Here is a 26,555-nt window from a genome sequence, read left to right on the forward strand (position 1 = left end):
TTGAGATGGAGATTCGCGAGGCCCTCACCTTTGATGATGTGCTCTTGGTTCCGCAGGCCTCTTCGGTTCTGCCATCCACAGCCGATACCCGAACATTCGTGACCCGGCAGATCGCCCTGAACATACCGCTTTTGTCCTCGGCAATGGACACGGTGACCGAGGGGCGCATGGCCATAGCGATGGCACAGGCCGGCGGCATGGGTGTTGTGCACCGCAACCTCAGTATCGAAGAGCAGGCCCGCGAGATCCGCCGGGTCAAGCGCTTTGAAAGCGGCATCGTCTATAATCCCATCACCCTTACCCCGGATCAGACCCTGGCGGATGCCAAGGCCCTCCAGGAGCGCTATAACGTCACCGGCTTTCCGGTGGTCGACGAAACCGGGCGCGTGGTGGGGATCGTTACCAATCGCGACATGCGCTTTGCCTCCGAGGATGACACGCCGGTTCGGGTCATGATGACCTCGAACGATCTCGCCATCCTGCATGAACCGGCCGACCGCGAGGAGGCGATCAGCCTGATGAAGGCCCGCCGGATCGAAAAACTGCTGGTCACCAATGCCGAGGGTCAACTCACCGGTCTTTTGACCCTCAAGGACACCGAACAGGCGGTTCTGAACCCGACCGCCTGCAAGGACCAGTTGGGGCGTTTGCGCGTGGCGGCCGCCTCGACCGTGGGGGATGCGGGCTTTGAGCGGGCCGAGGCCCTGGTCGATGCGGGTGTCGACATGATCGTGATCGACACCGCGCATGGCCATTCCGAAGGGGTGGCGCGGGCTGTCGAGCGGGCCAAGACGCTTTCCAATGAAGTTCAGGTGGTCGCAGGCAATGTCGCCACCGGAGAGGCTGTGCGCGCGCTGATAGGTGCGGGTGCCGATGCGGTTAAGGTCGGGATCGGTCCGGGGTCGATCTGTACCACGCGGATGGTCGCCGGTGTCGGTGTGCCGCAGCTGACCGCGATCATGGATTGTGCGACGGCGGCGGGCGACGTGCCGGTGATCGCCGATGGGGGCATCAAGTTTTCCGGCGATTTCGCCAAGGCGATTGCGGCAGGCGCGTCCTGCGCCATGGTCGGCTCGATGATCGCCGGAACGGACGAATCCCCCGGTGAGGTGATCCTGTATCAGGGGCGCAGCTTTAAGTCGTATCGCGGCATGGGCTCTCTGGGGGCCATGGCGCGCGGATCGGCGGACCGTTATTTCCAGAAAGATGCCGCCAGCGACAAGCTGGTGCCCGAGGGGATCGAGGGCCAGGTGCCCTATAAAGGCAGTGCAAGTGCCGTGATCCATCAACTTGTGGGCGGGCTCAGGGCCGCGATGGGCTATACCGGCTGCGCCACGGTCGACGAAATGCGCAAGAACTGCCAATTCGTCAAGATCACCGGCGCGGGGCTTAAGGAAAGCCATGTCCACGACGTGCAGATCACCCGCGAAAGCCCCAATTACCGGGCGCTCTAATGACCCCCGCCGCGCGGGTGCAGGCGGCGATCCTGCTGCTGGATGAGATCCTGGCCGGAACGCCTGCCGAACAGGCGTTGACCGGCTGGGCGCGGCGTGCCCGCTTTGCCGGTTCAAAGGATCGCGCCGCTGTGCGCGATCACGTGTTCGATGCCGTGCGGTGTCGCCGCTCTTTTGCTGCCCTGGGCGGTGCGATGACGGGCCGGGGTCTGATGCTGGGCGCCCTGCGATCGCAGGGGGCCGAGCTGGGCGCGCTCTTTGATGGATCGACCTATGGTCCGGACCGGATCGCCGCGGGCGAGGAAGGCCATTGCCCCAAGCCGGGCGCAGAGGCCGGGGACATCCCCGACTGGCTGTGGCCCGCGTTTCAGGACAGCCTGGGCGCTGAGGTCGCCGCAGGGGCGGCCTATCTCCGCCAGCGTGCGCCGGTCTTCGTGCGCGTCAACACCAAGCGCGCCGATCGTGAGGGTCTGATCCGGCGCTTGGCCGAAGACGGCATCGAGGCCAGACCGCACACAACGGCCGCGACGGCGCTGGAGATCACCCAGGGCGCCCGCCGCCTGCGCAACACAACCGCTTTTCAAGACGGTTGCTTTGAGATGCAGGATGTTGCAAGCCAAGCGGTCGTTGCGGCCCTGCCGCTCGCCGATGGCCGGCAGGTTCTGGATTTTTGCGCGGGCGGCGGGGGCAAGACACTCGCCATGGGCGCGCGGGCCGATATCGCGTTGACCGCCCATGACAGCGATCCGCGCCGCATGCGGGACCTGCCCGCGCGCGCCGAACGGGCCGGTCTGCGTGTCACGCTGACAGACAGCGGCACGATGGAGGGATCCACGCCCTACGATCTGGTTCTGTGCGATGTGCCCTGTTCGGGCAGCGGATCATGGCGCCGTGCCCCGGATGGGAAATGGGCGCTGACCCCCGACCGTCTGCAAACCCTGATGCAGACACAAGACAGCATCCTGGATCGGGCCTGCGCGCTGGTCGCCGGGCAGGGAACGCTTGCCTATGCCACCTGCTCAGTCCTGCGCGCAGAGAACGAAGACCGGATCGACGCCTTTCTGGCCCGGTGCCCGGACTGGCAGGGCACGCTGTCGCGACGATGGCCCCTTACGGGCGGTGGCGATGGATTCTTTTTGACCCTATTGACGCGAAGATAATCCCGGCAATACACTTTAAGCACGAAATTGACGGGCGTTAAGGAGCGCTTAACGCTTGGTGCGCGACAACAGGGTGCTGACCCAAGGGCAGAGGAGCTGCATGTGACGCTGGCCAGTACCAACGCAAGGACGCTGAGGCGTGCGGCGATCCCAAGGGCAGGTCGTCTTGTCGTGATTGCGGTGTTGGCGGCGTCGCTGATCCTGTACGCAATAGTATGGAGCAGCGGACAGATCGTCATCTGGGCCTTGGCACTGGGGGCCAGTCTTTCTTTCGCGGTGCTGGTGCTGGCCGGGATTGACGGGACCCGCGCGGTGATCTCGCGCCGGGCCAGCAAGATGCTGGCAGAGTTCATTGAAAACGATGCAGCGGCAAGCTTTGTCGCCGATGCGGATGGCGCGCTGCTGTCGGGGAACCCGGCTGCGCGGCGACGGTTCGCGCCCACATTCGGCGATACGGTGGCCGCGACCTTGCGCGGGATCTTTGCCGATCCGTCCGGTGTGCTCTACCGGTTGCAAATGCTGGCGCGCGACAAGGGGTCCGCGCGTGAGGATATCGTGACGCGCTCCGGTCCGGTGCGCCTGTCGGTGCAGTATTTGCGGGACAACCGTTTCTTGTGGCGGATCGAGGATATCGCCGATGGCGATCCCGTCCAGCGCGGGGCAGAGGGATTGCCGGTGCCGGTGATGACCGTCAGTCAGTCAGGCGCGATCTTGTCGATGAACGCAGCCGCCCGCATCCTGATCGGAGAGCGGGCGACATCCATTGACCGCGTGGTTGCGAACTGGCCCATCCCAAGCGGCAAGACCGTACAGGTCACCACAACGGATGGTCCGCGCCCGTTTCAATTGATCGAACGCGGATTGAAGGCCGGGCGCCGGGAAATCGTCCTGTTGGCCGAAGCGCCGGCTGGGAAGGTAGGTCTGTCGGGCATCGGGGGGCTGCCGGTGGCGTTGCTGCATCTCGATGTGACCGGCAAGATTCTCAGCGCAAATCCAGCCGCCGAGGCATTGCTTGGGGATCTGCCTGCCCAAGGGGCCATGCTGGGCGACGTGATGGAGGGGCTGGGCCGTCCGATCGCCGATTGGCTGGAAGAAACGACCGCGCGTCGGCGCGCGCCGAAATCTGAGTTTCTGCGCCTTACCCGCCGGGATCAGGAGATGTTTGTCCAGGTCACGCTCAGCTCGACCCGCCTGGAGGAAGAGGATTGTCTGATCGCCGTGCTGAATGACGCAACAGAGCTCAAGACGCTCGAAGCGCAGTTCGTACAAAGCCAGAAGATGCAGGCGATTGGTCAATTGGCGGGCGGGGTCGCGCATGATTTCAACAACCTTCTGACCGCGATTTCCGGTCATTGCGACCTTTTGCTTCTGCGCCACGATCAGGGCGATGAGGAATATGCCGATCTTATGCAGATCAACCAGAACGCCAATCGGGCGGCTTCTCTGGTCGGTCAGCTCCTGGCCTTTTCGCGCAAGCAGACCCTGCGGCCCGAGGTGCTGGACGTGCGTGACACGCTGTCGGATCTGGGACATCTGCTGAACCGTCTCGTGGGCGAGAAGGTGACACTCACGCTCAGCCATGACCCGGTTCTGGGGGCGATCCGCGCAGACAAGCGGCAGTTGGAACAGGTCTTGATGAACCTGGTTGTGAATGCCCGCGATGCGATGCCCGACGGCGGCGAGATCCGGATCGTGACAGAGGCTATGACGCTTACCACTCCGATTGAGCGGGACCGCGCATCGATCCCGTCGGGGGATTACGTGCTGGTCAAGGTGATCGACGAAGGGGTCGGCATTCCTCCCGATAAGCTGCAAAAGATCTTTGAGCCGTTTTACACGACCAAGCGGACCGGCGAAGGGACCGGTCTGGGCCTGTCGACCGCCTATGGGATCGTCAAGCAGACCGGGGGTTACATTTTTGTGGACAGTGCGGTCGGCAGCGGGACGGCGTTTTCGCTGATTTTCCCCGTCCGCAAAAAACAGGCCACGGATCAGCTTTTCCGCAAGGATCTCTCCATCAAGTCGACGCCGAAACACGGTGAGGGGGTGGTGCTGCTGGTGGAGGATGAGGCGCCGGTGCGGGCGTTTGCCTCCCGTGCGCTGCGCTTGCGCGGCTATACGGTGATCGAGGCGGAATCGGCCGAAGACGCCCTCAATACGCTGGAGGATGGCGCGCTGAACGTCGATGTCTTTGTGACCGATGTGGTGATGCCGGGCATGGACGGCCCAAGCTGGGTCCGGCAGGCGCTCAAGACACGCCCGGAGGTGCGCGTCGTTTTTGTCTCAGGGTATGCGGAAGGCGCGTTCGGCGATACCAGACCGGGCATTCCGAACTCGGTATTTCTGCAAAAACCGTTTTCTCTCAATCAGTTGACGGACACAGTTCACGAACAGCTGAATGGGACGATCCACTGAATACGCTACTTGATGGTGTCATAAAGGGCAAATTCATCGGCATGTTTGCGGCGGAGCATATCCTCCACCTCGGGCGATAGATCCAGGGACATCGCCGGTGAGACGTTCTCGCGCCCAAGCGACAGGCTGGTCTGCAACCGGTCCTCCAGAAACGCGATCAGCCGCGGCTGGTCATCATAGCGAAACAGATGGGTGATCGCCGTGCCATTGGGGCGGGCCTCCAGAAACTTGGCCTGGCTGCCGACATTGGCAAATCCGGGCGGATCGCCCTTGCAATAGGCCCGCACGAACTCATCGAAACTGATCGCGTGGGTCGCATTGGGTTTGCCTGCCATGAACGGCCGCCGCCGGTACCGATACCAACTGCCGAGCCAGTCGATCGGCTCGCGCATCACTGCCAACGTCTCCATCTGGGTGTTGCACACCTTGTCGAACATCGGTCGAAAGAACCGGTTGTACCGATAAAGCGGCGCGTGTTTCAGTTCGGGCGGGTTCGACACGACAATGTCTGCCCGCGGCGCCAGCGCGGTCTCATACGCTGTCGTTCCGGTTTTGGGCACAGACAGGAAAACCAGTTTTTCGGTCATAAAAACAAGCATATGTGGCAGAATACTCCTTGAAACCCGTCGAACCCGACGCGTGTAAACTACTCCTTAACCTCCCTGCGAAACAGTGGATTTGTGGAAAATTGTGTTGATATGTTCTCTTTTTGATCGCATAAGGAACAAGAGGTGAACAAAGCAGCGATTGCCGGGCCGCGCCCGGTGTGACACTAAAGGACGGGACAACAGGCCAATGGCAGATCTTTTGACAATGACCGACAAGAAAAAAGCAGACAAGCAAAAGGCGCTCGATAGCGCGCTGGCTCAGATCGAACGGCAGTTCGGCAAGGGCTCGATCATGAAACTGGGCGACGAGGGCGCGGTGCAGGAGATCGCGGCCAGTTCGACCGGATCGCTGAGCCTCGATATCGCGCTGGGGATCGGCGGGCTGCCGATGGGGCGCATCGTGGAGATTTACGGCCCCGAAAGCTCGGGCAAGACCACGCTGACGCTCCATTGCGTGGCCGAGCAGCAGAAAAACGGCGGGGTCTGTGCCTTTGTGGATGCCGAGCATGCGCTGGACCCGCAATATGCGCGCAAGCTGGGTGTGGATGTCGATGAGCTGTTGATTTCGCAACCCGACACCGGGGAACAGGCGCTGGAGATCACCGACACGCTGGTCCGTTCAGGTGCCGTGAATATGGTTGTGGTCGATTCCGTGGCTGCCCTGACCCCCAAATCTGAACTCGAAGGGGATATGGGCGACAGCAGCGTTGGCGTTCAGGCCCGACTGATGAGCCAGGCCATGCGCAAGCTCACCGGCTCGATCAGCCGCTCGAATTGCATGGTAATCTTCATCAACCAGATCCGCATGAAGATCGGCGTTATGTTCGGCTCGCCCGAGACGACCACGGGTGGCAATGCGCTGAAATTCTATTCCTCGGTCCGTCTGGACATCCGCCGCATCGGCGCGGTCAAGGACCGCGACGAGATCGTGGGCAACCAGACCCGCGTGAAGGTCGTCAAGAACAAGGTGGCGCCGCCGTTCAAGCAGGTTGAATTCGACATCATGTATGGCGAGGGGATCTCCAAGACGGGGGAGATTCTGGATCTGGGCGTCAAAGCCGGCGTTGTCGAAAAATCGGGCTCGTGGTTCAGTTATGGCGATGAACGGATCGGTCAAGGGCGCGAGAATGCCAAGACCTTTCTGAAAGAAAACATCGCCACAGCCCTGGAGATCGAGGATAAGATCCGCGCCGCGCATGGCCTGGAATTCGATATGGCACCGGGTGATGGCGGCGGCGAGGACATCCTAGAAGCCTGAGCGCACCAGACGCAGACGGCGACTGTACAAACGCCCCGATCCTGGACGCAGGATCGAGAATATCCCGGGACAGGGCGGCTGACGGGCCGCTCTGTTTCCGTTTGAGCCGCCAATGCTGTAGACACCCCCCTGACAGAGCGCTATTTCAGGCCGAACCCGAATAGCCCTGCAAGGTCACCCATCCCCATGCCCTCAGTCAACGACATCCGGTCCACCTTTCTGAATTACTTTGCCAAGCAGGGGCATGCGGTCGTCGACAGCTCTCCTTTGGTGCCGCGCAACGATCCCACATTGATGTTCACCAACTCGGGCATGGTGCAGTTCAAGAACCTCTTTACCGGGGTCGAGCATCGCGACTACACCCGCGCGGCGACAGCACAGAAATGTGTACGCGCGGGCGGCAAGCACAACGATCTCGACAATGTGGGCTATACCGCGCGGCACCACACGTTTTTTGAGATGCTCGGTAATTTCAGCTTTGGCGATTACTTCAAATCCGAGGCGATCCCGTTTGCCTGGGAGTTGATCACGCGCGAGCTTGATATCCCCAAGGACAAGCTGCTGGTGACCGTCTATCATACCGATGACGAGGCGGTCGAGATCTGGAAAAAGACCGGTGTTCCCGAAGACCGCATCATCCGCATTGCCACAAATGACAACTTCTGGATGATGGGTCCGACCGGGCCGTGCGGCCCCTGCACCGAGATTTTCTTTGACCACGGGGAGCAGTATTGGGGGGGGCCTCCGGGCAGCCCGGACGAGGATGGCGACCGGTTTGTCGAGATCTGGAACCTGGTTTTCATGCAGTTTGAGCAGTTTGAGGACGGATCGCGCCGAGATCTGGCCGCGCAGTCCATCGACACGGGCATGGGCATCGAACGGGTGGCGGCGCTTTTGCAGGGCACCAATGACAACTATGCCACGGATCTGATCCGCAACCTGATCGAGGCCAGCGCGGATGCGACCTCCACCGATCCCGACGGACCGGGCAAGACCCATCACCGGGTGATTGCGGATCATTTGCGCTCAACCTCGTTTCTGATCGCAGACGGGGTGATGCCGTCGAATGACGGGCGCGGTTACGTTCTGCGCCGGATCATGCGGCGGGCGATGCGGCACGCCCATCTTCTGGGCGCCAAAGACCCGCTCATGCATCGGCTTGTCCCTGCGTTGGTCAACAAGATGGGCGCTGCCTATCCCGAGCTGGGCCGCGCCAAGGCGCTGATCGAAGAGACACTGAAGCTGGAGGAGACGCGGTTCAAGCAGACATTGGATCGCGGGCTGAAACTGCTGGATGACGAACTGGCCGGGCTCGGCGATGAGGCCGAGCTTCCGGGCGAGGCCGCGTTCAAACTCTATGACACGTTCGGCTTCCCGCTGGATCTCACGCAGGATGCGCTGCGCGAAAAAGGCCGGACGGTGGACACCGATGGGTTCGACGCCGCGATGGCGGAACAAAAGGCCAAGGCACGCGCGGCCTGGGCGGGGTCGGGCGAGGCGGCGGATGCGGCGATCTGGTTCGATATCGCGGATCAGAACGGGACAACGGATTTTCTGGGATACGATACCGAAACCGCCGAAGGGCAAGTGGTGGCTATTCTGCGTGACGGGGTGCAAGTCGATACCGCGACTGCGGGAGATGCTGTGCAGATCGCTCTGAACCAGACACCGTTTTACGCGGAATCCGGCGGGCAGGTCGGTGACAGCGGCCTCATCCGAACCGATGCGGCACGTGTTGAGATCACCGATACCCGAAAGGCTGCGGATGTCTTTGTCCATATCGGGACCGTCGTGGACGGAACCATTCAGACCGGGCAGGCGGCCGTTCTGGAGGTCGATCACGGTCGCCGCACAGCGATCCGCGCGAACCATTCCGCGACGCATCTGCTGCACGAAGCCCTGCGGGAGGCCCTGGGCGATCATGTGGCGCAACGCGGTTCGCTGAACGCCGAGGATCGGCTGCGGTTTGATTTCAGCCACACCAAAGGATTGAGCCCGAAGGAGATCCAGCGGGTTCAGATCGAGGTGAACGCCTATATCCGCCAGAACGCGCCGGTCGAGACACGGATCATGACACCCGACGATGCGCGCTCGCTGGGGGCGCAGGCGCTTTTCGGTGAGAAATACGGGGACGAGGTGCGCGTCGTTTCGATGGGTCGTCAGCCGGGCTCTGGCAAAGGCAGCGACGGGGATACCTATTCGTTGGAGCTTTGCGGCGGCACACATGTCCGGCGCACGGGTGATATCGGTGCGTTCGCCATTGTTCAGGACACGGCCTCTTCGGCAGGTGTGCGCCGCATAGAGGCCTTGACCGGGCAAGAGGCGCTAGATTGGCTGGAAGATCAGGCGGATGCCTTCAATTGGATGAAGATGCAGCTTAAGGCGCAGGGTCCGGAGGATGCCAAAGCGAAACAGCTCGAACTTCTGTCGCGCAATCGCGCGCTGGAGAATGAAGTTGTGCAGTTGCGCCGTGAACTGGCAATGGCCGGTGGTGGGGAAAATCGACTCAGTCCAAAGAAAATCAATGGGATAAAGATCATAGCTCAGGTGCTTTCAGGGGTCACCGGCAAGGATCTCCCCGCCTTGATTGACGAACATAAGACGCGGCTGGAAACCGGTGCGGTTCTGCTGATTGCCGATGCCGGGGGCAAGGCGGCGGTCGCAGCCGGAGTGACAGACGATTTGACAGACCGCCTTTCGGCTGTTGATCTGGTGCGTGCGGCGGTTGCCGAACTGGGCGGCAAGGGCGGCGGCGGTCGGGCCGATATGGCGCAAGGCGGCGGCAGGGATGTCGCGAATGCACAGGCTGCGATCGCGGCCGCAGAAAAACTGTTGGAGGGCTGAAAGATGGGTGCACTCTGGATCGCGCATGTCACGGTGACGGATGAGACGGCCTATGCCAAATATGCCGCATTGGCGACCCAGGCCATCGCCGAGCATGGCGGTGTGTTTATCGCGCGTGGTGGGCGGTTCGTCCAGCTTGAGGGGCAGGCGCGACCCCGCAATGTCGTGGCGCGGTTTCCCTCTGTCGAAGCGGCTGAGAAATGTTACAATTCAGATGTTTATCAGCGTGCCCTCAACCATGCCCGTGACGCGTCGGAGCGGGAGCTTATGATCGTCGAGACCGACGAATAAGCGCGATTTTTCACCCCGACGGATAGGTAAACGCGGTCCGGGGCAGTGCCCCGACCCCGGCTAAGATGTCCTGGCCATCCGTTTACGCTCATGCGGGTCCAGATAGCGTTTGCGCAGCCGGATCGCGTTCGGCGTAACTTCCACCAGTTCATCGTCGTTGATATAGGCAATCGCCTCTTCCAGCGAGAGTGTGACAGGCGTTGTCAGCCGGACCGCTTCATCGGTGCCCGACGCGCGCACGTTGGTCAGCTTCTTGCCCTTCAGAGGGTTCACTTCCAGGTCGTTCTCGCGGCTGTGTTCGCCGATGATCATCCCGGTATAGATCTTGGCCTGTGCACCGATAAACATTTTACCGCGATCCTCAAGGTTCCACAGCGCATAGGCGACCGCATCGCCATTCTCCATGGAGATCAGAACACCGGCGCGGCGTCCCGGGATCGAGCCTTTGTGTGGCGTCCAGCCATGAAAGACACGGTTCAGAACGCCTGTCCCTCGGGTATCGGTCAGAAACTCGCCGTGATATCCGATCAGCCCGCGTGACGGAACATGGGCGATGATGCGGGTCTTGCCTGCGCCCGCCGGTTTCATCTCCACCAGTTCGCCCTTGCGGGTTCCGGTCAGTTTCTCGATCACTGCGCCGGAATACTCATCATCGACGTCGATGGTCGCCTCTTCCACGGGCTCCATCATCTGGCCGTCTTCGTCCTTCATGATCACCTGCGGGCGGGAGATCGACAGCTCAAACCCCTCGCGGCGCATGTTCTCGATCAGAACGCCCATCTGAAGCTCGCCGCGGCCCGAGACCTCAAAAGCCTCTCCGCCCGGTGTGTCGGCGATCTTGATGGCGACGTTGGATTCCGCCTCTTTCATCAACCGTTCGCGGATGACCCGGCTTTGCACCTTCTTGCCGTCGCGCCCGGCCAGGGGGGAATCGTTAATGCCAAAGGTGACGGTGATTGTCGGCGGATCAATGGGTTGCGCGTCCAGCGGCGTGTCGACGGCCAACGCGCAGATCGTATCGGCCACCGTGGCCTTGGACATCCCGGCAAGCGAGACGATGTCGCCTGCCTCGCCCAGGTCGATATCCTGCTGACCCAGACCCCGGAACGCCTGAACACGCGTGACGCGGAACTGTTCGATCTTTTGGCCAATACGTGACAGGGCCTGCACGGTCTGACCGACCTTGACGCGACCCGATTCGACACGGCCCGTCAGAATCCGGCCCACAAACGGATCGGCCCCCAGTGTGGTGGCCAGCATGCGGAAATCCTCATCCTGGCGTTTGATCTGACGCGGGGCAGGGACGTGATTGATCACCAGTTGAAAGAGCGCGGACAGGTCTTTGCGCGGCCCGTCCAACTCGGCATCGGCCCAGCCTGACCGGCCCGAGGCATAAAGATGCGGGAAATCGAGCTGATCCTCGGTCGCATCCAGGTTGGCAAAGAGATCAAAGCACTCGTTCAGCGCACGGTCCGCATCGGCGTCCGGCTTGTCGACCTTGTTGAGCACAACGATCGGGCGCAGCCCCAGGGCCAGCGCCTTGGAGGTCACGAATTTCGTCTGCGGCATCGGCCCTTCGGCGGCATCGACCAGCAGGACCACACCGTCCACCATCGACAGGATGCGTTCGACCTCACCCCCGAAATCGGCGTGGCCGGGCGTGTCGACGATGTTGATCCGGGTGCCTTTCCATTCGAGGCTGGTCGCCTTGGCCAGAATCGTGATGCCGCGCTCGCGCTCCAGATCGTTGCTGTCCATGGCGCGTTCGGCCACGGCCTGATTGTCGCGGAACGCGCCCGATTGTTTCAAAAGCTCATCCACCAGAGTGGTCTTGCCGTGGTCAACGTGAGCGATGATTGCGATATTGCGCAGGTCCATAAGGTCAGCCTTTGTACGGGAGTTGCCGCGCGCATAACGCGGCCAGTCCGGAGATGCCAGCAAAAAGCCACCCACTGGACCCGTGCGGTGATCAGCGACCCGGCGGGCCAAACCATCGCCCGAGAATCCGCTATTGATGCGCCGATTTGGAGAAGAGATGGATCACAACGATCCCTCCGATGATCATGGCCATCCCGAGGAGTGCCGCGAAATCCAAGCGCTGGCCGAAAACGGCAAACCCGATCAGCGCGATGAGGACGATCCCCAGCCCTGACCACATCGCATAGACGATGCCAACCGGCATGTATTTCAGGGTAAGTCCCAGGAAGAAAAACGCGGCTCCATAGGCGATGATGACGACGAGGGTTGGACCCAGGCGGGTAAATTGCTGGCTGGCCTGCAAGGCCGTGGTACCGACGGTTTCAAAGAACACCGCGACGATCAGGTAGACGTAATGCAGGGGCATACATCGCTCCGGGGGTTAGAGGGGCAGGGCAGGGTCGTCCTTGATTTCTTCCATTACAAAGCTTGCCGAGACATCCGACAGCGGCACGCGCGCGATCAGCGCCTGATAAAGCCGATCGTAATCGGCCATATCGGCCACCCGCGCGCGGATCAGGTAATCCAGATCTCCGGTCATGCGATAGACACTGAGAATGCCGGTCAGCGCGCGCGTCGCGGCTGAAAATGCCTTTTGCCAGTCCGGATCATGGCTTTGGGTGCGGATCTGCATGAACACCATCAGCCCCAGGCCCAACCGGGCCGCGTCCAATTCTGCCCGACGAGCGCGAATGATGCCGGTTGCATCCAAGGCGCGAATGCGGCGCCACACGGCATTGCGCGACAGGCCCACCTCTTCGCCGATGGCCTCAAGCGGGGTATCACAGGCGCGTTGCAGAACGGTCAGGATCTTACGGTCAAGGGTGTCGATATTCTCCATCTGGGATGGATATCAGGGATAATCTCCCATTCATAGTGGGCGTTCACCGGTCTTTGTGAAATCTTCCCCATGCTGCCGCGGTAAGCTGAGCACAACGCAACAGTGGAGCGCGAACATGTTCAAAGCCCTTTTTCTGGACCATCCTCATTCCGTCGATGAAAGCTATGCCGAGCATATGGGCTTTGCCCTGCGGTTTGCGGGCCTTTTGTTTCTGGCCGGATGCGCGGCACTGGTCCATGCGCTGATCCCGGCGCTGTGCAAGACGACCGCCAGCGGATTGATCCGCAAGATGTATGCGCGGATCGAACACCGCGGAGCGCAGCCCGGCGCCGCAGCGACCCCGGCGGAGTAATCCCTCGCGCCCGACCCAATGACAGGTTGCGGCGCGTTGGTTCGGCGCCGTGGCCCGAAAGCGGTTCGGCCTGACGTTACCCCGTCAGGGCATTGTTGAGATTCTCGTCGATCTTTTCGAGAAATCCCATCGTTGTCAGCCAACCCTGATCCGGTCCGACGAGCAGGGCAAGGTCCTTGGTCATCGACCCGCCCTCGACCGTTTCGACAATGACCCGTTCGAGTGTCTCGGCAAAGCGCGTCAACTCGGCGTTTTCGTCAAGCTTGGCGCGGTGTTTCAACCCGCCGGTCCAGGCATAGATCGACGCGATCGAGTTGGTGGACGTCGCCTCGCCCTTTTGGTGCTGCCGGTAATGGCGCGTGACGGTGCCATGGGCGGCCTCGGCCTCCACGATCTTGCCGTCGGGCGTCATCAGCTGTGAGGTCATCAGACCCAACGAGCCGAAGCCCTGCGCCACCGTGTCGGATTGCACGTCACCGTCATAGTTCTTGCAAGCCCAGACGAACCCGCCGTTCCATTTCATCGCGCAGGCCACCATGTCGTCGATCAGGCGGTGTTCGTACCAGATGTTCTGTTCTTTGAACCGGTCGGCGAACTCGGCGTCGTACACCTCCTGAAAGATTTCCAGAAACCGGCCGTCATAGTGTTTGAGGATGGTGTTCTTGGTCGACAGATACACCGGCCAGCCGATCCCCAACGCATAGTTGAAGGTTGCACGGGCGAAATCGGTGATGGACTGGTCGAGGTTATACATCGACATGAACACCCCCGCAGAGGGCGCGTCAAAGACCTCGCGTTCGATCACCTGACCGCCCACCCCTTCAAACCGCATCGTCAGTTTGCCGGGACCGGGGAATTTTATGTCGCTGGCCTTGTATTGATCGCCAAAGGCGTGGCGCCCGATCACGATCGGCCTGGTCCAGCCAGGCACCAGGCGCGGGACGTTGCGGCAGATGATCGGCGCGCGGAACACCACACCACCCAGAATGTTGCGGATCGTGCCGTTGGGGCTGGGCCACATCTTTTTCAGGCCGAACTCTTCGACTCGGGCTTCATCCGGTGTAATCGTGGCGCATTTGACGGCGACGCCGACCTCCTTGGTCTTTTCGGCGGCGTCAATGGTGATCTGATCGCCGGTGGCATCCCGGCTTTCGATGCCCAGATCGTAATAGAGCAGATCGATATCGAGATAAGGCAGAATCAGTTTGGTTTTGATGAAGTCCCACATGATGCGGGTCATCTCATCTCCGTCCATCTCGACGACGGGGCCCTCGACTTTGATCTTGCTCATCAGAGACCTCTTTTTGGTTTCGGTGTCATCAGACGCGTGACGTCTCAACGACGCAGACTATAGCGTGCATGGTAACGCAATGTGAAAGAGATGAACCCTGGGCCGCGGCAGCTTGTCAGGGGCCTGAGAGTGTCCTGTCCCCGGACCCGTGACGAGGACGCGCGGGCAGATGCAGGCCGCTTCAGTCCTTGGGGGTCTGTGGCCGCTTGGCCAGTTCCTTTTTGACATAGTCGCGCAGAAAGCCTCGCGCCCGGGCTTCGGCCTGGCGCACGCGCACGGAGGTGAGAAACGCCTCCTCGGTCGGGGTGGAGCTGGCCGCCAGGACCTTGGCGACCTCCATGACCAGTTGATCGTCGCCCAGTTTGTCGATCACCTTGAGAACGTCGATCGCCAGCTTGTCGCCCAGTTCCTCGGCCAGTCCCATATCCGTGCCTTTGATCTACCGTGTCGTTTCGGTCAGCCGCCGCTTCACGTAATCGGTGACATTGCCGATCATGGTGTCCATATGCGGCTCTTTGAAGAAGTGGTCGGCGCCTTCGATCTCTTGATGGGTGATCGTGATGCCCTTTTGTTCATGCAGCTTTGAGACCAGGTTGCGCGTATCGGGGGGCGGTGCGACGCGATCGGCGGTCCCGTTGATGATCAGACCCGATGAAGGGCAGGGCGCCAGAAACGAAAAGTCATACATATTGGCGGGGGGCGACACGCTGATGAACCCGGTGATCTCTGGCCGCCGCATCAAGAGCTGCATGCCGATCCAGGCCCCGAAGGAGAACCCCGCGACCCAGCAATGTTTGGAATTGTTGTTCATCGATTGCAGATAATCGAGTGCGGAGGCGGCATCGCTCAGCTCTCCGATGCCCTGATCGTATTCGCCCTGGCTGCGCCCGACGCCACGGAAATTGAACCGCAGCACCGTAAAGCCCATGTTATAGAACGCGTAATGCAGATTATAGACGACCTTGTTGTTCATCGTCCCGCCGAACTGCGGGTGCGGATGCAAGATGATCGCAATTGGCGCGTCTTTTTCCTTTTGGGGGTGGTAGCGGCCTTCGAGCCGACCTTCTGGGCCGGGAAAAATCACCTCGGGCATATGCGGTCCTGTTGTTATCGTCGTCCGAGCCGGTGATCGGGTTCAGGCAGCGGCGCGATTATTGACAAAATCGCTTGGTCTCCTTAGAACCGTTCTAATCAGGTCCGGCGCCGTGCGGGTGCGCGCGGTCTTGGCCACATAGGCTGAGATCGCGGGAACGTCAATCTTTTCGCACAGGCAGCTTCGGAATACTGATTTGACGGGAAGGGTATTTCAGTGAAACTTTCGACCAAAGGCAGATATGCGATGGTGGCGCTGTGCGATATCGCATTGCAATCGCAGGACAAGTTGGTGACGCTCGGCGATATTTCCGAACGGCAGCAGATTTCGCTGCCCTATCTGGAACAGCTCTTTGTCAAATTGCGGCGCGCCGAACTGGTGATGTCGGTCCGCGGGCCCGGCGGCGGCTATCGGCTGGCGCGTCCGGCGTCCGAGATCCGGGTGGTCGATATTCTGTCGGCTGTGGATGAGACGGTGGATGCGATGCACAAGGGGGCCGGGGCCTCGGGCGCGCTGTCGGGCAGCCGCGCGCAATCGCTGACCAACCGGCTTTGGGAAAGCCTGAGCGCGCATGTCTATGTATTCCTGCATCAGACGCGGCTGTCGGATATCGTGCAGAACGACCTCGCACCCTGTCCGGCCGTGCCGGGTCTGTTTGCAATCGTGGATTCCGAATGATCCTGCATCCCCCCGCCCGGCATTGCACGGTGGCACTGGCGAGGGGCGCGGCCCCTCGCGCTCCCCGTCGTATTTTCAGCAAGAAGAAGCGGCAGGTGGGCGCGTGAGGGCGTATCTGGACTATAACGCCACCGCTCCGCTGCGGGTTGAGGCGCGACAGGCGATGATCGCCGCCATGGATGTGGTCGGCAATCCGTCTTCCGTTCACAGCGAGGGGCGTGCGGCCAAGGCATTGGTGGAGCGTGCGCGGGAGCAGGTGGCGCAGGCGGTCGGGTGTCAGGTGGCCGAAGTTGTCTTTACGTCGGGTGCGACCGAGGCCGCACGGGTTCTGGAGGGGTTTTCCGATGTCCGGGTGCCGCCCACCGCTCATGACGCGCTTTGGGCGCATCATCAGCCGGGGAGCGGGACGGACACGGTTCTGGCGATGGGGCTTGCCAATTCCGAGACCGGCATCGTCACCGAACCGCACAAAGGCGCAGAAGGCTGGAGCGCGGACGGGCATGCGGGAAATCTGCTGCTGTTGGATATCACCCAGGCGGTGGGGCGCCTCCCCTTCGTCTTTTCCTGGAGCGGCGCCGATCTGGCGATTCTGTCCGGTCACAAGCTGGGCGGACCAAAGGGTGTCGGGGCGCTGATCGTGCGCCGCGGATTTGACATTCCGGCCCTCTCTCTGGGTGGCGGACAGGAAATGGGTCGTCGGTCTGGGACCGAAAACATCATTGGAATCGCTGGCTTAGGCGCTGCAATTGAAGCGGCGATGCAGGATCTGTCAAATGGGGTATGGGAGCGGGTTGAAAAACTTAGAAATATTCTAGAAACAAGTCTTGAGGCCCGGGCAAACAAGACTATTTTTGTCGGGAAAGGCGTTGCGCGTCTGCCCAATACCAGCTGTTTCATCACGGATGGCTGGAAAGGGGAAACCCAGGTGATGCAGATGGATCTGGCTGGTTTCGCGATCAGCGCCGGGTCTGCCTGTTCCAGCGGCAAGGTCCGCGAGAGCCGGGTCTTGCGTGCGATGGGGTTTGATGCAGGGCAGGCGGCCAGTGCGGTCCGTGTTTCGCTCGGGCCCGCGACGACAGAGGATGAGGTGCTGCGTTTCGTGCAGGCGTGGCAGAGCAAAGAACAGAAATTCCGCGCCCGCACGGAACAAGGTGCGGCATAACAACATGGAGAGCCCGATGGCAGCGTTGGACCAGACCCAAGTCAAAGAAGGCGTCGATCAGGAAACCGTCGATGCGGTACGCGAAGTCGGCACGTATAAATACGGCTGGGAAACCGATATCGAGATGGAGTATGCGCCCAAGGGCCTGACCCCCGATATCGTGCGCCTGATTTCGGAAAAGAACGAAGAGCCGGAATGGATGACCGAATGGCGTCTGCAGGCCTATGAGCGCTGGCTTCAGAAGGAAGAGCCCGATTGGGCGATGGTCGATTATCCTGAGATCGATTTTCAGGATCAGTATTACTATGCGCGCCCCAAGAGCATGGAAGTGAAGCCGAAATCCCTGGACGAGGTCGATCCCAAGCTGCTGGCGACGTACGAAAAGCTGGGCATTCCGCTGAAAGAACAGATGATCCTGGCCGGTGTTGAGGGGGCGGAAAACGCCCCCGCCGAGGGCCGTAAGGTCGCCGTTGATGCGGTGTTCGACAGCGTGTCGGTCGGCACGACCTTCCAGGCCGAGCTGAAAAAGGCGGGCGTGATCTTCTGTTCGATCTCTGAGGCGATCAAGGATCATCCCGAATTGGTCAAGAAATACCTCGGGTCGGTCGTGCCGGTCTCGGACAATTTTTATGCCACGCTGAACTCGGCGGTGTTTTCGGACGGCTCGTTCGTCTATGTGCCGCCCGGCGTGCGCTGCCCGATGGAACTCAGCACCTATTTCCGCATCAATGCCGAAAACACCGGCCAGTTCGAGCGGACGCTGATCATTGCCGACAAAGGCTCATATGTGAGCTATCTCGAAGGCTGCACCGCGCCGCAGCGCGATACCAGCCAGTTGCATGCGGCGGTTGTCGAAATCATCATCGAAGAAGATGCCGAGGTGAAATATTCCACCGTTCAGAACTGGTATCCCGGCGACGAAAACGGCAAGGGCGGGATCTATAACTTTGTGACCAAGCGTGCCGATTGCCGGGGCGACCGGGCCAAGGTGATGTGGACGCAGGTGGAAACCGGCTCGGCTGTGACCTGGAAATATCCCTCCTGCATCCTGCGCGGGGACGACAGCCAGGGAGAGTTTTACTCGATCGCCATCACCAACCACTATCAGCAGGCCGACACCGGCACCAAGATGATCCATCTGGGCAAGAACACCAAGAGCCGGATCGTCTCGAAGGGGATCAGTGCGGGCAAAGCGCAGAACACCTATCGCGGCCTGGTGTCGATGCACCCCAAGGCCAAGGAGAGCCGGAACTACACCCAATGTGACAGCCTGCTGATCGGCGACAAATGCGGGGCGCATACCGTGCCCTATATCGAGGTCAGGAACAACTCGTCGCGGGTCGAGCATGAGGCAACCACATCCAAAGTGGACGATGACCAGCTCTTTTATTGCCGCTCGCGCGGGATGGATGAGGAGGAGGCCGTGGCGCTTGTGGTCAACGGGTTCTGCAAGGACGTGCTTCAGGCCCTGCCGATGGAATTTGCCATGGAAGCGCAACAGCTTGTGGCGATCTCTCTGGAAGGTTCCGTGGGCTGATGGCCCTGGATGCGCCAAATGACAGACCACGGCTGATGATCCGGCTGGGCCACCCCTCGCGTCTCACCCCTGAGACGCGGGAGGTCACGTTATTGGTGCTGGGCCATATGGTCGTGTTCTTTCTGTCCTTGGCGCATGATGAGATCGTGGCGGAACTGGTCAGCGATGGCTGGATGATTGCCAGCCTGGCCGAACGGTTCGAGATCCTGATCGGTCTGGTGCTGTTTGTCTGCTGGAGCGCGCTGCTTTTGCGGTTGGTGACCGTGATGCAACGGGCCAAAAGCGCGGTCGTGCTGGACCTTCAGGATACGGAGTAGTCACGTGAATGGATTGTCGCTGACAGCGGGCCGGGGCGCGCAATAGACATGCAACAGTTGGTTCTGCAATCGCTTGCCCCTGCGTTGGGCGTCTTTATCGGTGCGCTGATCGGCTTTTCGGTCAGGCGGCGCAGGGGCAAGACCGGCGGCCTGATCGAGCAATCGGTGTTCCTGACCGCCAGTGCCGCGGGCGGCGCGGCCTTGCTGGTCGCGATGGGCTATAACTACTTTCTGAGGAGCATGTGATGATTGTGACAACCACGCCTTCGGTCGAAGGCCACAGCATCGCGGATTACAAAGGCATCGTCGTGGGCGAGGCGATCCTGGGCGCCAACGTGATCCGGGATGTGTTTGCCGGGATCACCGATATTCTGGGCGGCCGCTCGGGCGCATATGAGCAAGAGTTGGGCAAGGCGCGCGAAACCGCGCTGGCCGAGATGCAGGAACGGGCGCAGGCTTTGGGCGCGAATGCCGTTGTCGGTGTCGATCTGGATTATGAAGTGATCAATAACATGCTGATGGTCAGTGCCTCGGGCACGGCTGTGCAGCTGGGATAAAGCGGGCAGGCGCCGCGCCGCCTGGAAATTACTGAAAGGGCAAGACCATGTTGAATATCAAGAACCTGCACGTGAAACTTGAAGAAGAGGATAAGCAAATCCTCAAGGGCGTCGACCTGACGGTCGAAGCGGGCAAGGTACACGCGATCATGGGCCCGAACGGGTCGGGCAAATCCACATTGTCTTATGTGCTGTCGGGCCGTGACGGCTATGAGGTGACTGAGGGCGAGGCGACGCTTGAAGGCGCGGATATCCTCGAGATGGAACCAGAAGAGCGCGCGGCGGCAGGCCTCTTTCTGGCGTTCCAGTACCCGGTCGAGATCCCCGGCGTGGGCAACATGACCTTTCTGCGCACAGCCGTGAACGCGCAGCGCAAGGCACGCGGCGAGGAGGAGGTGAGCGCCGCCGATTTCCTCAAGCTGATCCGTGAACGCGCCAAAGCGCTGAAAATCGACGCTGAGATGCTGAAACGTGCGGTCAATGTGGGCTTCTCGGGTGGTGAGAAGAAGCGCAACGAGATCCTGCAAATGGCGATGCTTGAGCCCAAGATGTGCATCCTGGACGAGACCGATTCCGGCCTGGACGTGGATGCAATGAAGCTGGTTGCCGAAGGTGTGAACGCGCTGCGCGGGACGGGCCGTGGCTTCCTGGTGATCACGCATTATCAGCGCCTTCTGGATCATATCAAACCTGACGTGGTGCATATCATGGCCGATGGCCGCATCGTGAAGACCGGCGGGCCCGAGCTGGCGCTGGAAGTGGAAAACAACGGCTATGCCGATATCCTGGCGGAGGTGGCCTGAGATGGGGCTGCCGCAACAGAAAATGGATGCCACCGAGGCCCGTCTGGCGACCCTGTCCCTGCCGCAGGGCGGATGGACCGCCGCGACCCGCGCCGACGCATTGTCCCGGGTGCGCGCGATGGGCCTGCCGTCGCGCCGCGACGAGTATTGGAAATATACGCGTCCCGAGACCCTGGTTGACGCACCCGCACCGCAGGCGGCGATCTTTAGTCCCGACGAAGCGCCGATCTTTGGCGAGATCGACCGGCTGAGGATCGTCTTTGTGGATGGTGTGTTCGACCCCGACGCCTCTGACGATCTGGAGCTGGAGGGCATTGTCATCGACCGTTTGGCCGAAAGCACCGCTCATGACATTCACTGGGCCAAGGATCTCTATGGCACGCTGGAAGCCCGCGGTCAGGACCCCGTGGAACGGCCGCTTGCAGCGCTGAATACAGCCTTTGCCAGCGATGGTGCGCTGATCCATGTGAAAAAGACGCCGAGCAAGGCAATCAGCCTGATCTATTTCCACAACGATGAAACGTCGGACGCGATCTTGCACCATGTGATCAAGGTCGATCCGGGCGCCGAGGTGACGATCCTTGAAAACGGTCCTGCCGCGGCCCGGTTCAATAAATGCATGGAGATTGATCTGGCCGACACCGCCAAGCTGCACCATGTGCGGGCGCAGGGCCGCGACCATGAGCGTCGTGCGGCCACGCATATGTTTGCGCGGCTGGGTGCGGAATCGGTCTATAAGTCCTTCACCCTCACGGTGAACGGCCGGTTGACCCGCAACGAGGTGGTGATCGAACTGACCGGTGACGATGCCGTGGCCCATGTGGCCGGTGCCTGCGTCGGGGACGGTGAGTTCCACCATGACGACACTGTCTTTGTAACCCATGACGCGGTGAACTGCGAAAGCCGCCAGGTGTTCAAGAAGGTCCTGCGCAATGGTGCCACGGGCGTTTTCCAGGGCAAGATCCTGGTCAAGGAGGGTGCGCAGAAAACCGACGGGTACCAGATCAGCCAATCGCTGCTTCTGGACGACGACAGCCAGTTCCTGGCCAAGCCCGAGCTTGAGATCTATGCCGATGATGTGGCGTGTTCGCACGGGTCAACCTCGGGGGCGATCGACGAAGATGCGCTGTTTTATCTGCGCTCGCGCGGCGTGCCTGAGAGTGAAGCGACCGATCTCTTGACCTTGGCCTTCCTCGCAGAAGCCGTGGAAGAGATCGAGGACGAGGCGCTTTCAGACGAGATCGTGTCACGCCTGAGTGCCTGGTTGGTTCGCCACAGTCGCGGCTGATGCCCGTCACCGCGGATATATCGGCCACCTATCGGGGGCCGGGCCGGGTTATGCGCAGGCTCCTGGCCATGGGCGCGCGAGAAGATCGCGCGCTCGCCTTTCTGATGGGTTTTTGCGTGATCGCCTTTGTGGCGCAGCTGCCGCGCCTGGCACGCGACGCGCATTTGACCGGCGAGGATCTGTCGATGATGATGGCCGGGGCTTTGATGGGCTCGGTCTTTATTCTGCCATTGGTGCTTTACCTGGTGGCGGGGCTGACTTATCTGGTGCGCCGTGCATTGGGACGTCCCGGCACAAGCTTTGGAGCCCGTCTGGCGCTGTTCTGGTCGCTTCTGGCCAGTACGCCGCTTCTGCTGCTCTACGGTCTGGTGGGCGGGTTTGTGGGACCGGGTCCCGCGTTACAAGGTGTGGGGCTTGTCTGGGTGTTGATTTTCCTTTGGTTCTGGATTGCATCCTTGCGAGCAAGCGGTGAGGGTGCGGCATGACACATACCCTCTCGCTCAAAGATCTTGCCATCCTTTCGATCAAGGATCCTGCGCTGGCCGCCCGTGAACTGATCGCGCTGAAACTGGATCGCGGCACGCTGTGGACCGGCCTGTTTTTGATGGTCGTTCTCAATACCTTGCTGCATTCGCTGACCAACATCCTGGTGCCCGGCCCGTCGCCGCTGCCGGGTGTGTTCGATGTCCCTGCGATCTATCTGATGTTTGTCGGCGGCGGGCTTGTCCTGATCGTGCTGATGGTGTTCTGGACCGGCCGCACCTTCGGCGGGACCGGACAGATGGAGGACGTGATGGTTGTCCTTGTCTGGCTCCAGTTTCTGCGCGTTATCGTGCAGGCTGCGGCGCTGTTGCTGCTGCTGACAATCCCGGTCTTGTCGATGCTCCTGGTGTTGGCGGCCGGGTTTATCGGCCTGTGGATGCTGGTCCATTTCGTGAACGAGGCGCATGGGTTTGGATCGCTGGGCAAATCCGCGGGCGTTCTGGTCGCGGCCTTTGTCGGCATGGTGGTGGGTGTCTCGATCCTGTTGTCACTTATCGGTGTAAGCGCCGTAGGAGCCGGATATGTTTGATGTCAATGAGATCAGAGGCGACTTTCCTATCCTGTCGCGTGAGGTCAACGGCAAGCCGCTGGTCTATCTCGATAGTGGAGCCTCGGCGCAGAAACCGCAGGTGGTGATCGACGCGATTTCCCATGCCTATTCGCACGAATACGCCAATGTGCACCGGGGCCTGCATTACCTGTCGAACCTGGCGACCGAGAAATACGAGGGCGTGCGCGGGATCATCGCGCGGTTTCTTGGCGTGGCGGATGAGGAGGAGATCGTTCTGAACTCCGGCACCACCGAAGGCATCAACACCGTCGCCTATGGCTGGGCCATGCCGCGGCTGGAGGCGGGCGACGAGATCGTCCTGTCGGTGATGGAGCATCACGCCAATATCGTGCCCTGGCATTTCCTGCGCGAACGCCAGGGCGTGGTGCTGAAATGGGTGGATGTGGACGCGCGCGGCGATCTGGACCCGCAAAAGGTGATCGACGCCATCGGCCCCAAGACCAAACTTGTGGCCATCACCCATATGTCGAACGTGCTGGGCACTGTGGTGGATGTCAAAGCAATCACCCAAGCCGCGCATGCCAGGGGCGTGCCGGTGCTGGTCGATGGCAGTCAGGCGGCGGTGCATATGCCGGTGAATGTCGACGATATAGGCTGCGACTTTTATGCCATCACCGGCCACAAACTTTATGGCCCGTCAAGTTCAGGGGCGATCTATATCAAACGTGCCCGGATGGAGGAGATGCGCCCCTTTATTGGCGGTGGTGACATGATCAAGGAAGTGCATCGCGACACCGTGATCTATAACGACCCGCCAATGAAGTTCGAGGCCGGCACCCCCGGCATCGTCCAAACCATCGGTCTGGGTGTGGCGCTGGAGTATATGATGTCGGTGGGCATGGAGGCGATCGCCGCCCACGAGACCGATTTGCGCGACTATACCGTGGATCGTCTGGGCGGGCTCAACTGGTTGCAGCTTCAGGGCACCTCGGCGTCCAAAGGGGCGATCTTTTCCTTCACGATCGAAGGTGCTGCCCACGCCCATGACATCTCGACGATCCTCGACAAGAAGGGCGTGGCGGTGCGGGCCGGGCATCATTGCGCGGGGCCGCTGATGGATCATATGGGGCTGACAGCAACGTGCCGCGCCTCGTTTGGGATGTATAACACCAAAGACGAGGTCGACACACTGGTCGAGGCGCTGGAGCTTGCCCATGAGCTTTTTGCCTGAGTGATTTTTGCGATTGCGGGGTAGGGCGTCCAAAGCTATACCGCGCATCAGACGGACGGTTTGAGGCATCGAACATCAATGCCTTGGCCTCGTTGTGTAGGAAACGTGAAGAGTAACGATTGAGAACTGGGTTTTGCGAGTGTGCCATTCTTGGCTTTAACCTCGCTGGAGTACCACATAAGCACTGCGAAAGCAGATGGCACCCATAGCTCAACTGGATAGAGCGCTGCCCTCCGAAGGCAGATGTCAAGTCTGGCGATGGCTTAAGGTGCTGTGAGAAAAAGAATGTGAATCAACGGCTTGGGCGGATATCGGAACCGCTGTTCAAACTGGCCGGAAGTTCGCGTAAGCACTGCGTAAGCAGTAGAAGTAAAATGAGCACCCGTAGCTCAGCTGGATAGAGTGTCGGCCTCCGAAGCCGAAGGTCACAGGTTCGAATCCTGTCGGGTGCGCCATTTTTTATTGAAGATCAATGGCTTGTGGTTATGCCAACGTGGCATGAACCCGAAAACATCTGCGTCAGCTGCTGGGATCGGAAATTGCAGTGAGTTGATAGTGTCTATCGGAGTCTCTCTCGGTACCTCTATCATCAGCGGATAGGAATCTAGACTATGTCCAAACCATTCTCCCCTAGGCTACAAGCACGTTAAGAACAGGGAGCTCGGTTTGCCAAGAAAGAAGGTCCTTAGCGACGATCAGGTGCTAGATGCAGCAATCGCAGTTCTCGCGGAACATGGTGCGGGCGATTTCACACTCGCCGATGTCGCGCGGAAAGTTGGCTTATCCAGAGCTACACTAATCCAAAGATTTGAAAACCGTGAAAGAATCCTTCGCAGATTGGCCGAACGCGAAATCGCGGCGACTGAGCAGTACCTAGCCACTCTCGATGTAGAAGACGGGCTTGAGGGGCTTTGGCGCTTTCTATGTACAATCATCGAGAGCATGGGGACCGGTGAGCACTTTTCTGTCCACGTCCTGGTGGCTTATGTTGAAAGCAAGGATCCGTATTTGGGAAAATGTGCGGACAGACGCTACAAGTTAGTCCAGCGAGAAATCTACAGGCGCTTGCCCGATGTCCCCGACCGCGGGACCCTCGCTATCCATCTGCATACGGTGATAGCTGGGGCAACAATGCATTGGGTAGCTTCACGCGAGGGCTCACTTTCGGAATATGTCTGCCGTCAAGTCAGGCTGGCGCTTGAGATCAGATTTCCTGGCTTCTCTCTCGATTGACAGCTTCACCCGAAGTCTTATATAACCGACGCGTAGGTTATATAAGACTTCGGTGTCTCTTATTATGCGCGCGTTGCTCCGGCATCGGCCTAGCAATGGTCCATGCTGACGAACAACTCAACGTGCCTTCACTTAAGAGCGACCGGGACGGAGGAATTGTGCGGAAGGCGACTAGAGGAAACATCGAAATTGCTACATCGGAGACCGGTGATTCAAACGCTGAGGCTATAGTGCTTTCTATGGGTGCGACGGCTTCTATGGAGTGGTGGCCGCCTGCATTTGTCGAAGCGCTTGCTGGCGCCGGATATAGGGTGATCTGCTACGACCATCGCGATACGGGACAGAGCTCAACCAATCCACCGGGTACCGTCGAGTACTCAGTCGACGATCTCTGCGATGATCTCGTCTCAATTCTTGATGAATACGAGATCGCGTCCGCCCATCTTCTGGGCATGTCACTGGGAGGGCTCGTTTCCCAAATGTTGGCAGTGAAACAACCTGATAGGGTTAGATCACTCACACTATTGGCGTCGGAACCATTGAATGGCGAAGAGGCCAGTGCAGTTCCAATAGACCAGCGCTTTCTGGATCATTTTAAGACGCTATCGAAGCTCGATTGGTCTAGGCAGCAAGAGGTTGTCGACTTCATGCTGGGCACCGCGCGCCTTTCTGCGGGCTCCGGACACCCCTTCGATGAGAAGGCAGCGTTGGAAAGGATCAAACGCGAACTGGAAAGGGCCAAGAACATCCAAAGCGCGTTCAACCATTCGATGATGGACGGTGAAATCCACAAGCGCTGGGACGCCCGAAATATCGAGGTACGTACTCTCATCATCCACGGAACTGATGATCCGATCATCTCCCTCCAAAGCGCTAAGGCGCTCGCTCGCCAGATCCCGGGAGCGGAACTGCTCGTGTTGGATGGCGTGGGTCATGAACTGCCCGCAGCTGAGCTTCCTCGCATCGAAGCGGCAATCGTTCGCTTTCTCACAAACATGGATACGTGAAACATTCGCGTCGAAAAGGAACAGGTCGAGAATGCTAACGCGACATACGATACTTCCCGAAAAAAAGTCCAGTCTGGCCACGACATGTGCAGGATGTCGTTGAT

27 protein-coding genes and 1 tRNA gene are annotated in these 26,555 nt (G+C 60.2%); 21 read left to right on the forward strand and 7 right to left on the reverse strand.

Going from position 1 to position 26,555, the window contains the following annotated elements:
• Nucleotides 1-5: 5 nt before the first annotated feature.
• The 3 genes from guaB to HEP69_RS14710 all read left to right on the forward strand — a co-directional run bounded on the left by guaB (nt 6) and on the right by HEP69_RS14710 (nt 5,029).
• Nucleotides 6-1,454 (forward strand): IMP dehydrogenase, encoded by a 1,449-nt coding sequence (guaB, locus tag HEP69_RS14700; RefSeq protein ID WP_290559300.1) that lies wholly within the window; start codon nt 6-8, stop codon nt 1,452-1,454.
• Nucleotides 1,454-2,614, forward strand: a complete 1,161-nt coding sequence (locus tag HEP69_RS14705) for an RsmB/NOP family class I SAM-dependent RNA methyltransferase (protein ID WP_290559301.1) — start codon at nt 1,454-1,456, stop codon at nt 2,612-2,614. The genes guaB and HEP69_RS14705 overlap by 1 nt, the downstream gene beginning before the upstream one ends.
• 102 nt (nt 2,615-2,716) lie before the next feature.
• Nucleotides 2,717-5,029 (forward strand): ATP-binding protein, encoded by a 2,313-nt coding sequence (locus HEP69_RS14710; protein WP_290559303.1) that lies wholly within the window; start codon nt 2,717-2,719, stop codon nt 5,027-5,029.
• A 5-nt stretch (nt 5,030-5,034) separates the two neighbouring features.
• Here HEP69_RS14710 and HEP69_RS14715 read toward each other — a convergent pair whose 3' ends face one another.
• Complete coding sequence (locus HEP69_RS14715) at nt 5,035-5,628, reverse strand: gamma-glutamyl kinase (protein ID WP_290559304.1); 594 nt, start codon at nt 5,626-5,628, stop codon at nt 5,035-5,037.
• A gap of 196 nt (nt 5,629-5,824) precedes the next feature.
• Here HEP69_RS14715 and recA point away from each other — a divergent pair, with 196 nt between their 5' ends.
• The 3 genes from recA (at nt 5,825) to HEP69_RS14730 (ending at nt 10,030) form a co-directional block, all read left to right on the forward strand.
• On the forward strand, nt 5,825-6,895 hold the full coding sequence (recA, locus tag HEP69_RS14720) for a recombinase RecA (RefSeq protein WP_290559305.1): 1,071 nt from the start codon (nt 5,825-5,827) through the stop codon (nt 6,893-6,895).
• A gap of 186 nt (nt 6,896-7,081) precedes the next feature.
• On the forward strand, nt 7,082-9,739 hold the full coding sequence (alaS, locus tag HEP69_RS14725) for an alanine--tRNA ligase (RefSeq protein ID WP_290559306.1): 2,658 nt from the start codon (nt 7,082-7,084) through the stop codon (nt 9,737-9,739).
• 3 nt (nt 9,740-9,742) lie between these two features.
• Nucleotides 9,743-10,030: a DUF1330 domain-containing protein gene (locus HEP69_RS14730; protein ID WP_290559307.1), complete on the forward strand. Its 288-nt coding sequence runs from the start codon at nt 9,743-9,745 to the stop codon at nt 10,028-10,030.
• Nucleotides 10,031-10,090: 60 nt separating this feature from the next.
• Here HEP69_RS14730 and typA read toward each other — a convergent pair whose 3' ends face one another.
• The 3 genes from typA to HEP69_RS14745 all read right to left on the reverse strand — a co-directional run bounded on the left by typA (nt 10,091) and on the right by HEP69_RS14745 (nt 12,848).
• Entirely contained in the window at nt 10,091-11,908 is a 1,818-nt protein-coding gene (typA, locus tag HEP69_RS14735) for a translational GTPase TypA (RefSeq protein WP_290559308.1), read from the reverse strand.
• Nucleotides 11,909-12,038: 130 nt separating this feature from the next.
• Nucleotides 12,039-12,374 (reverse strand): multidrug efflux SMR transporter, encoded by a 336-nt coding sequence (locus HEP69_RS14740; protein ID WP_290559309.1) that lies wholly within the window; start codon nt 12,372-12,374, stop codon nt 12,039-12,041.
• A 15-nt stretch (nt 12,375-12,389) separates the two neighbouring features.
• Nucleotides 12,390-12,848, reverse strand: coding sequence for an Lrp/AsnC family transcriptional regulator (locus HEP69_RS14745; RefSeq protein ID WP_290559310.1), 459 nt, complete (start codon nt 12,846-12,848; stop codon nt 12,390-12,392).
• 115 nt (nt 12,849-12,963) lie between these two features.
• Here HEP69_RS14745 and HEP69_RS14750 point away from each other — a divergent pair, with 115 nt between their 5' ends.
• A complete protein-coding gene (locus HEP69_RS14750; protein WP_290559311.1) occupies nt 12,964-13,200 on the forward strand; it encodes a DUF6356 family protein in 237 nt (78 codons plus the stop codon).
• A gap of 76 nt (nt 13,201-13,276) precedes the next feature.
• Here the strand turns inward: HEP69_RS14750 and HEP69_RS14755 are convergent, their stop codons facing one another.
• The 3 genes from HEP69_RS14755 to HEP69_RS14765 form a co-directional block, all read right to left on the reverse strand.
• Nucleotides 13,277-14,491: an NADP-dependent isocitrate dehydrogenase gene (locus HEP69_RS14755; protein ID WP_290559312.1), complete on the reverse strand. Its 1,215-nt coding sequence runs from the start codon at nt 14,489-14,491 to the stop codon at nt 13,277-13,279.
• A gap of 181 nt (nt 14,492-14,672) precedes the next feature.
• A complete protein-coding gene (locus HEP69_RS14760) occupies nt 14,673-14,915 on the reverse strand; it encodes a hypothetical protein (RefSeq protein ID WP_290559313.1) in 243 nt (80 codons plus the stop codon).
• Between the two features lie 15 nt (nt 14,916-14,930).
• Nucleotides 14,931-15,584 (reverse strand): alpha/beta hydrolase, encoded by a 654-nt coding sequence (locus tag HEP69_RS14765; protein WP_290559314.1) that lies wholly within the window; start codon nt 15,582-15,584, stop codon nt 14,931-14,933.
• Nucleotides 15,585-15,800: 216 nt separating this feature from the next.
• Here HEP69_RS14765 and HEP69_RS14770 point away from each other — a divergent pair, with 216 nt between their 5' ends.
• The 14 genes from HEP69_RS14770 to HEP69_RS14835 all read left to right on the forward strand — a co-directional run bounded on the left by HEP69_RS14770 (nt 15,801) and on the right by HEP69_RS14835 (nt 26,451).
• The gene (locus tag HEP69_RS14770) at nt 15,801-16,262 is read left to right on the forward strand and encodes an Rrf2 family transcriptional regulator (RefSeq protein WP_290559315.1); all 462 of its coding nucleotides are present in this window, start codon (nt 15,801-15,803) and stop codon (nt 16,260-16,262) included.
• Nucleotides 16,263-16,365: 103 nt separating this feature from the next.
• Nucleotides 16,366-17,424, forward strand: a complete 1,059-nt coding sequence (locus HEP69_RS14775) for a cysteine desulfurase family protein (protein WP_290559316.1) — start codon at nt 16,366-16,368, stop codon at nt 17,422-17,424.
• Nucleotides 17,425-17,440: 16 nt separating this feature from the next.
• Complete coding sequence (sufB, locus tag HEP69_RS14780) at nt 17,441-18,961, forward strand: Fe-S cluster assembly protein SufB (protein ID WP_290559317.1); 1,521 nt, start codon at nt 17,441-17,443, stop codon at nt 18,959-18,961.
• Complete coding sequence (locus tag HEP69_RS14785; protein ID WP_290559318.1) at nt 18,961-19,278, forward strand: hypothetical protein; 318 nt, start codon at nt 18,961-18,963, stop codon at nt 19,276-19,278. The genes sufB and HEP69_RS14785 overlap by 1 nt, the downstream gene beginning before the upstream one ends.
• Nucleotides 19,279-19,326: 48 nt before the next feature.
• Nucleotides 19,327-19,524, forward strand: coding sequence for a hypothetical protein (locus HEP69_RS14790; protein ID WP_290559319.1), 198 nt, complete (start codon nt 19,327-19,329; stop codon nt 19,522-19,524).
• Nucleotides 19,524-19,835, forward strand: coding sequence for a heavy metal-binding domain-containing protein (locus HEP69_RS14795; RefSeq protein ID WP_290559320.1), 312 nt, complete (start codon nt 19,524-19,526; stop codon nt 19,833-19,835). Before HEP69_RS14790 ends, HEP69_RS14795 begins: the two co-directional genes overlap by 1 nt.
• Before the next feature lie 47 nt (nt 19,836-19,882).
• Nucleotides 19,883-20,638: a Fe-S cluster assembly ATPase SufC gene (gene sufC / locus HEP69_RS14800; RefSeq protein ID WP_290559321.1), complete on the forward strand. Its 756-nt coding sequence runs from the start codon at nt 19,883-19,885 to the stop codon at nt 20,636-20,638.
• 1 nt (nt 20,639) lies between these two features.
• Nucleotides 20,640-21,926, forward strand: a complete 1,287-nt coding sequence (gene sufD, locus HEP69_RS14805) for a Fe-S cluster assembly protein SufD (protein ID WP_290559322.1) — start codon at nt 20,640-20,642, stop codon at nt 21,924-21,926.
• A complete protein-coding gene (locus HEP69_RS14810; RefSeq protein ID WP_290559323.1) occupies nt 21,926-22,411 on the forward strand; it encodes a YIP1 family protein in 486 nt (161 codons plus the stop codon). Before sufD ends, HEP69_RS14810 begins: the two co-directional genes overlap by 1 nt.
• Nucleotides 22,408-22,998, forward strand: coding sequence for a Yip1 family protein (locus HEP69_RS14815; RefSeq protein ID WP_290559324.1), 591 nt, complete (start codon nt 22,408-22,410; stop codon nt 22,996-22,998). The genes HEP69_RS14810 and HEP69_RS14815 overlap by 4 nt, the downstream gene beginning before the upstream one ends.
• On the forward strand, nt 22,991-24,211 hold the full coding sequence (locus HEP69_RS14820) for a cysteine desulfurase (protein WP_290559325.1): 1,221 nt from the start codon (nt 22,991-22,993) through the stop codon (nt 24,209-24,211). The genes HEP69_RS14815 and HEP69_RS14820 overlap by 8 nt, the downstream gene beginning before the upstream one ends.
• A gap of 378 nt (nt 24,212-24,589) precedes the next feature.
• Nucleotides 24,590-24,666, forward strand: a tRNA-Arg gene (locus tag HEP69_RS14825).
• A 211-nt stretch (nt 24,667-24,877) separates the two neighbouring features.
• A complete protein-coding gene (locus HEP69_RS14830; protein WP_290559326.1) occupies nt 24,878-25,444 on the forward strand; it encodes a TetR/AcrR family transcriptional regulator in 567 nt (188 codons plus the stop codon).
• Nucleotides 25,445-25,539: 95 nt separating this feature from the next.
• Complete coding sequence (locus HEP69_RS14835) at nt 25,540-26,451, forward strand: alpha/beta fold hydrolase (RefSeq protein WP_290559327.1); 912 nt, start codon at nt 25,540-25,542, stop codon at nt 26,449-26,451.
• Nucleotides 26,452-26,555: the final 104 nt, after the last annotated feature.

It is taken from the genome of Aestuariivita sp., assembly GCF_021404545.1.
Taxonomy (GTDB): Bacteria; Pseudomonadota; Alphaproteobacteria; order Rhodobacterales; family Rhodobacteraceae; genus Aestuariivita.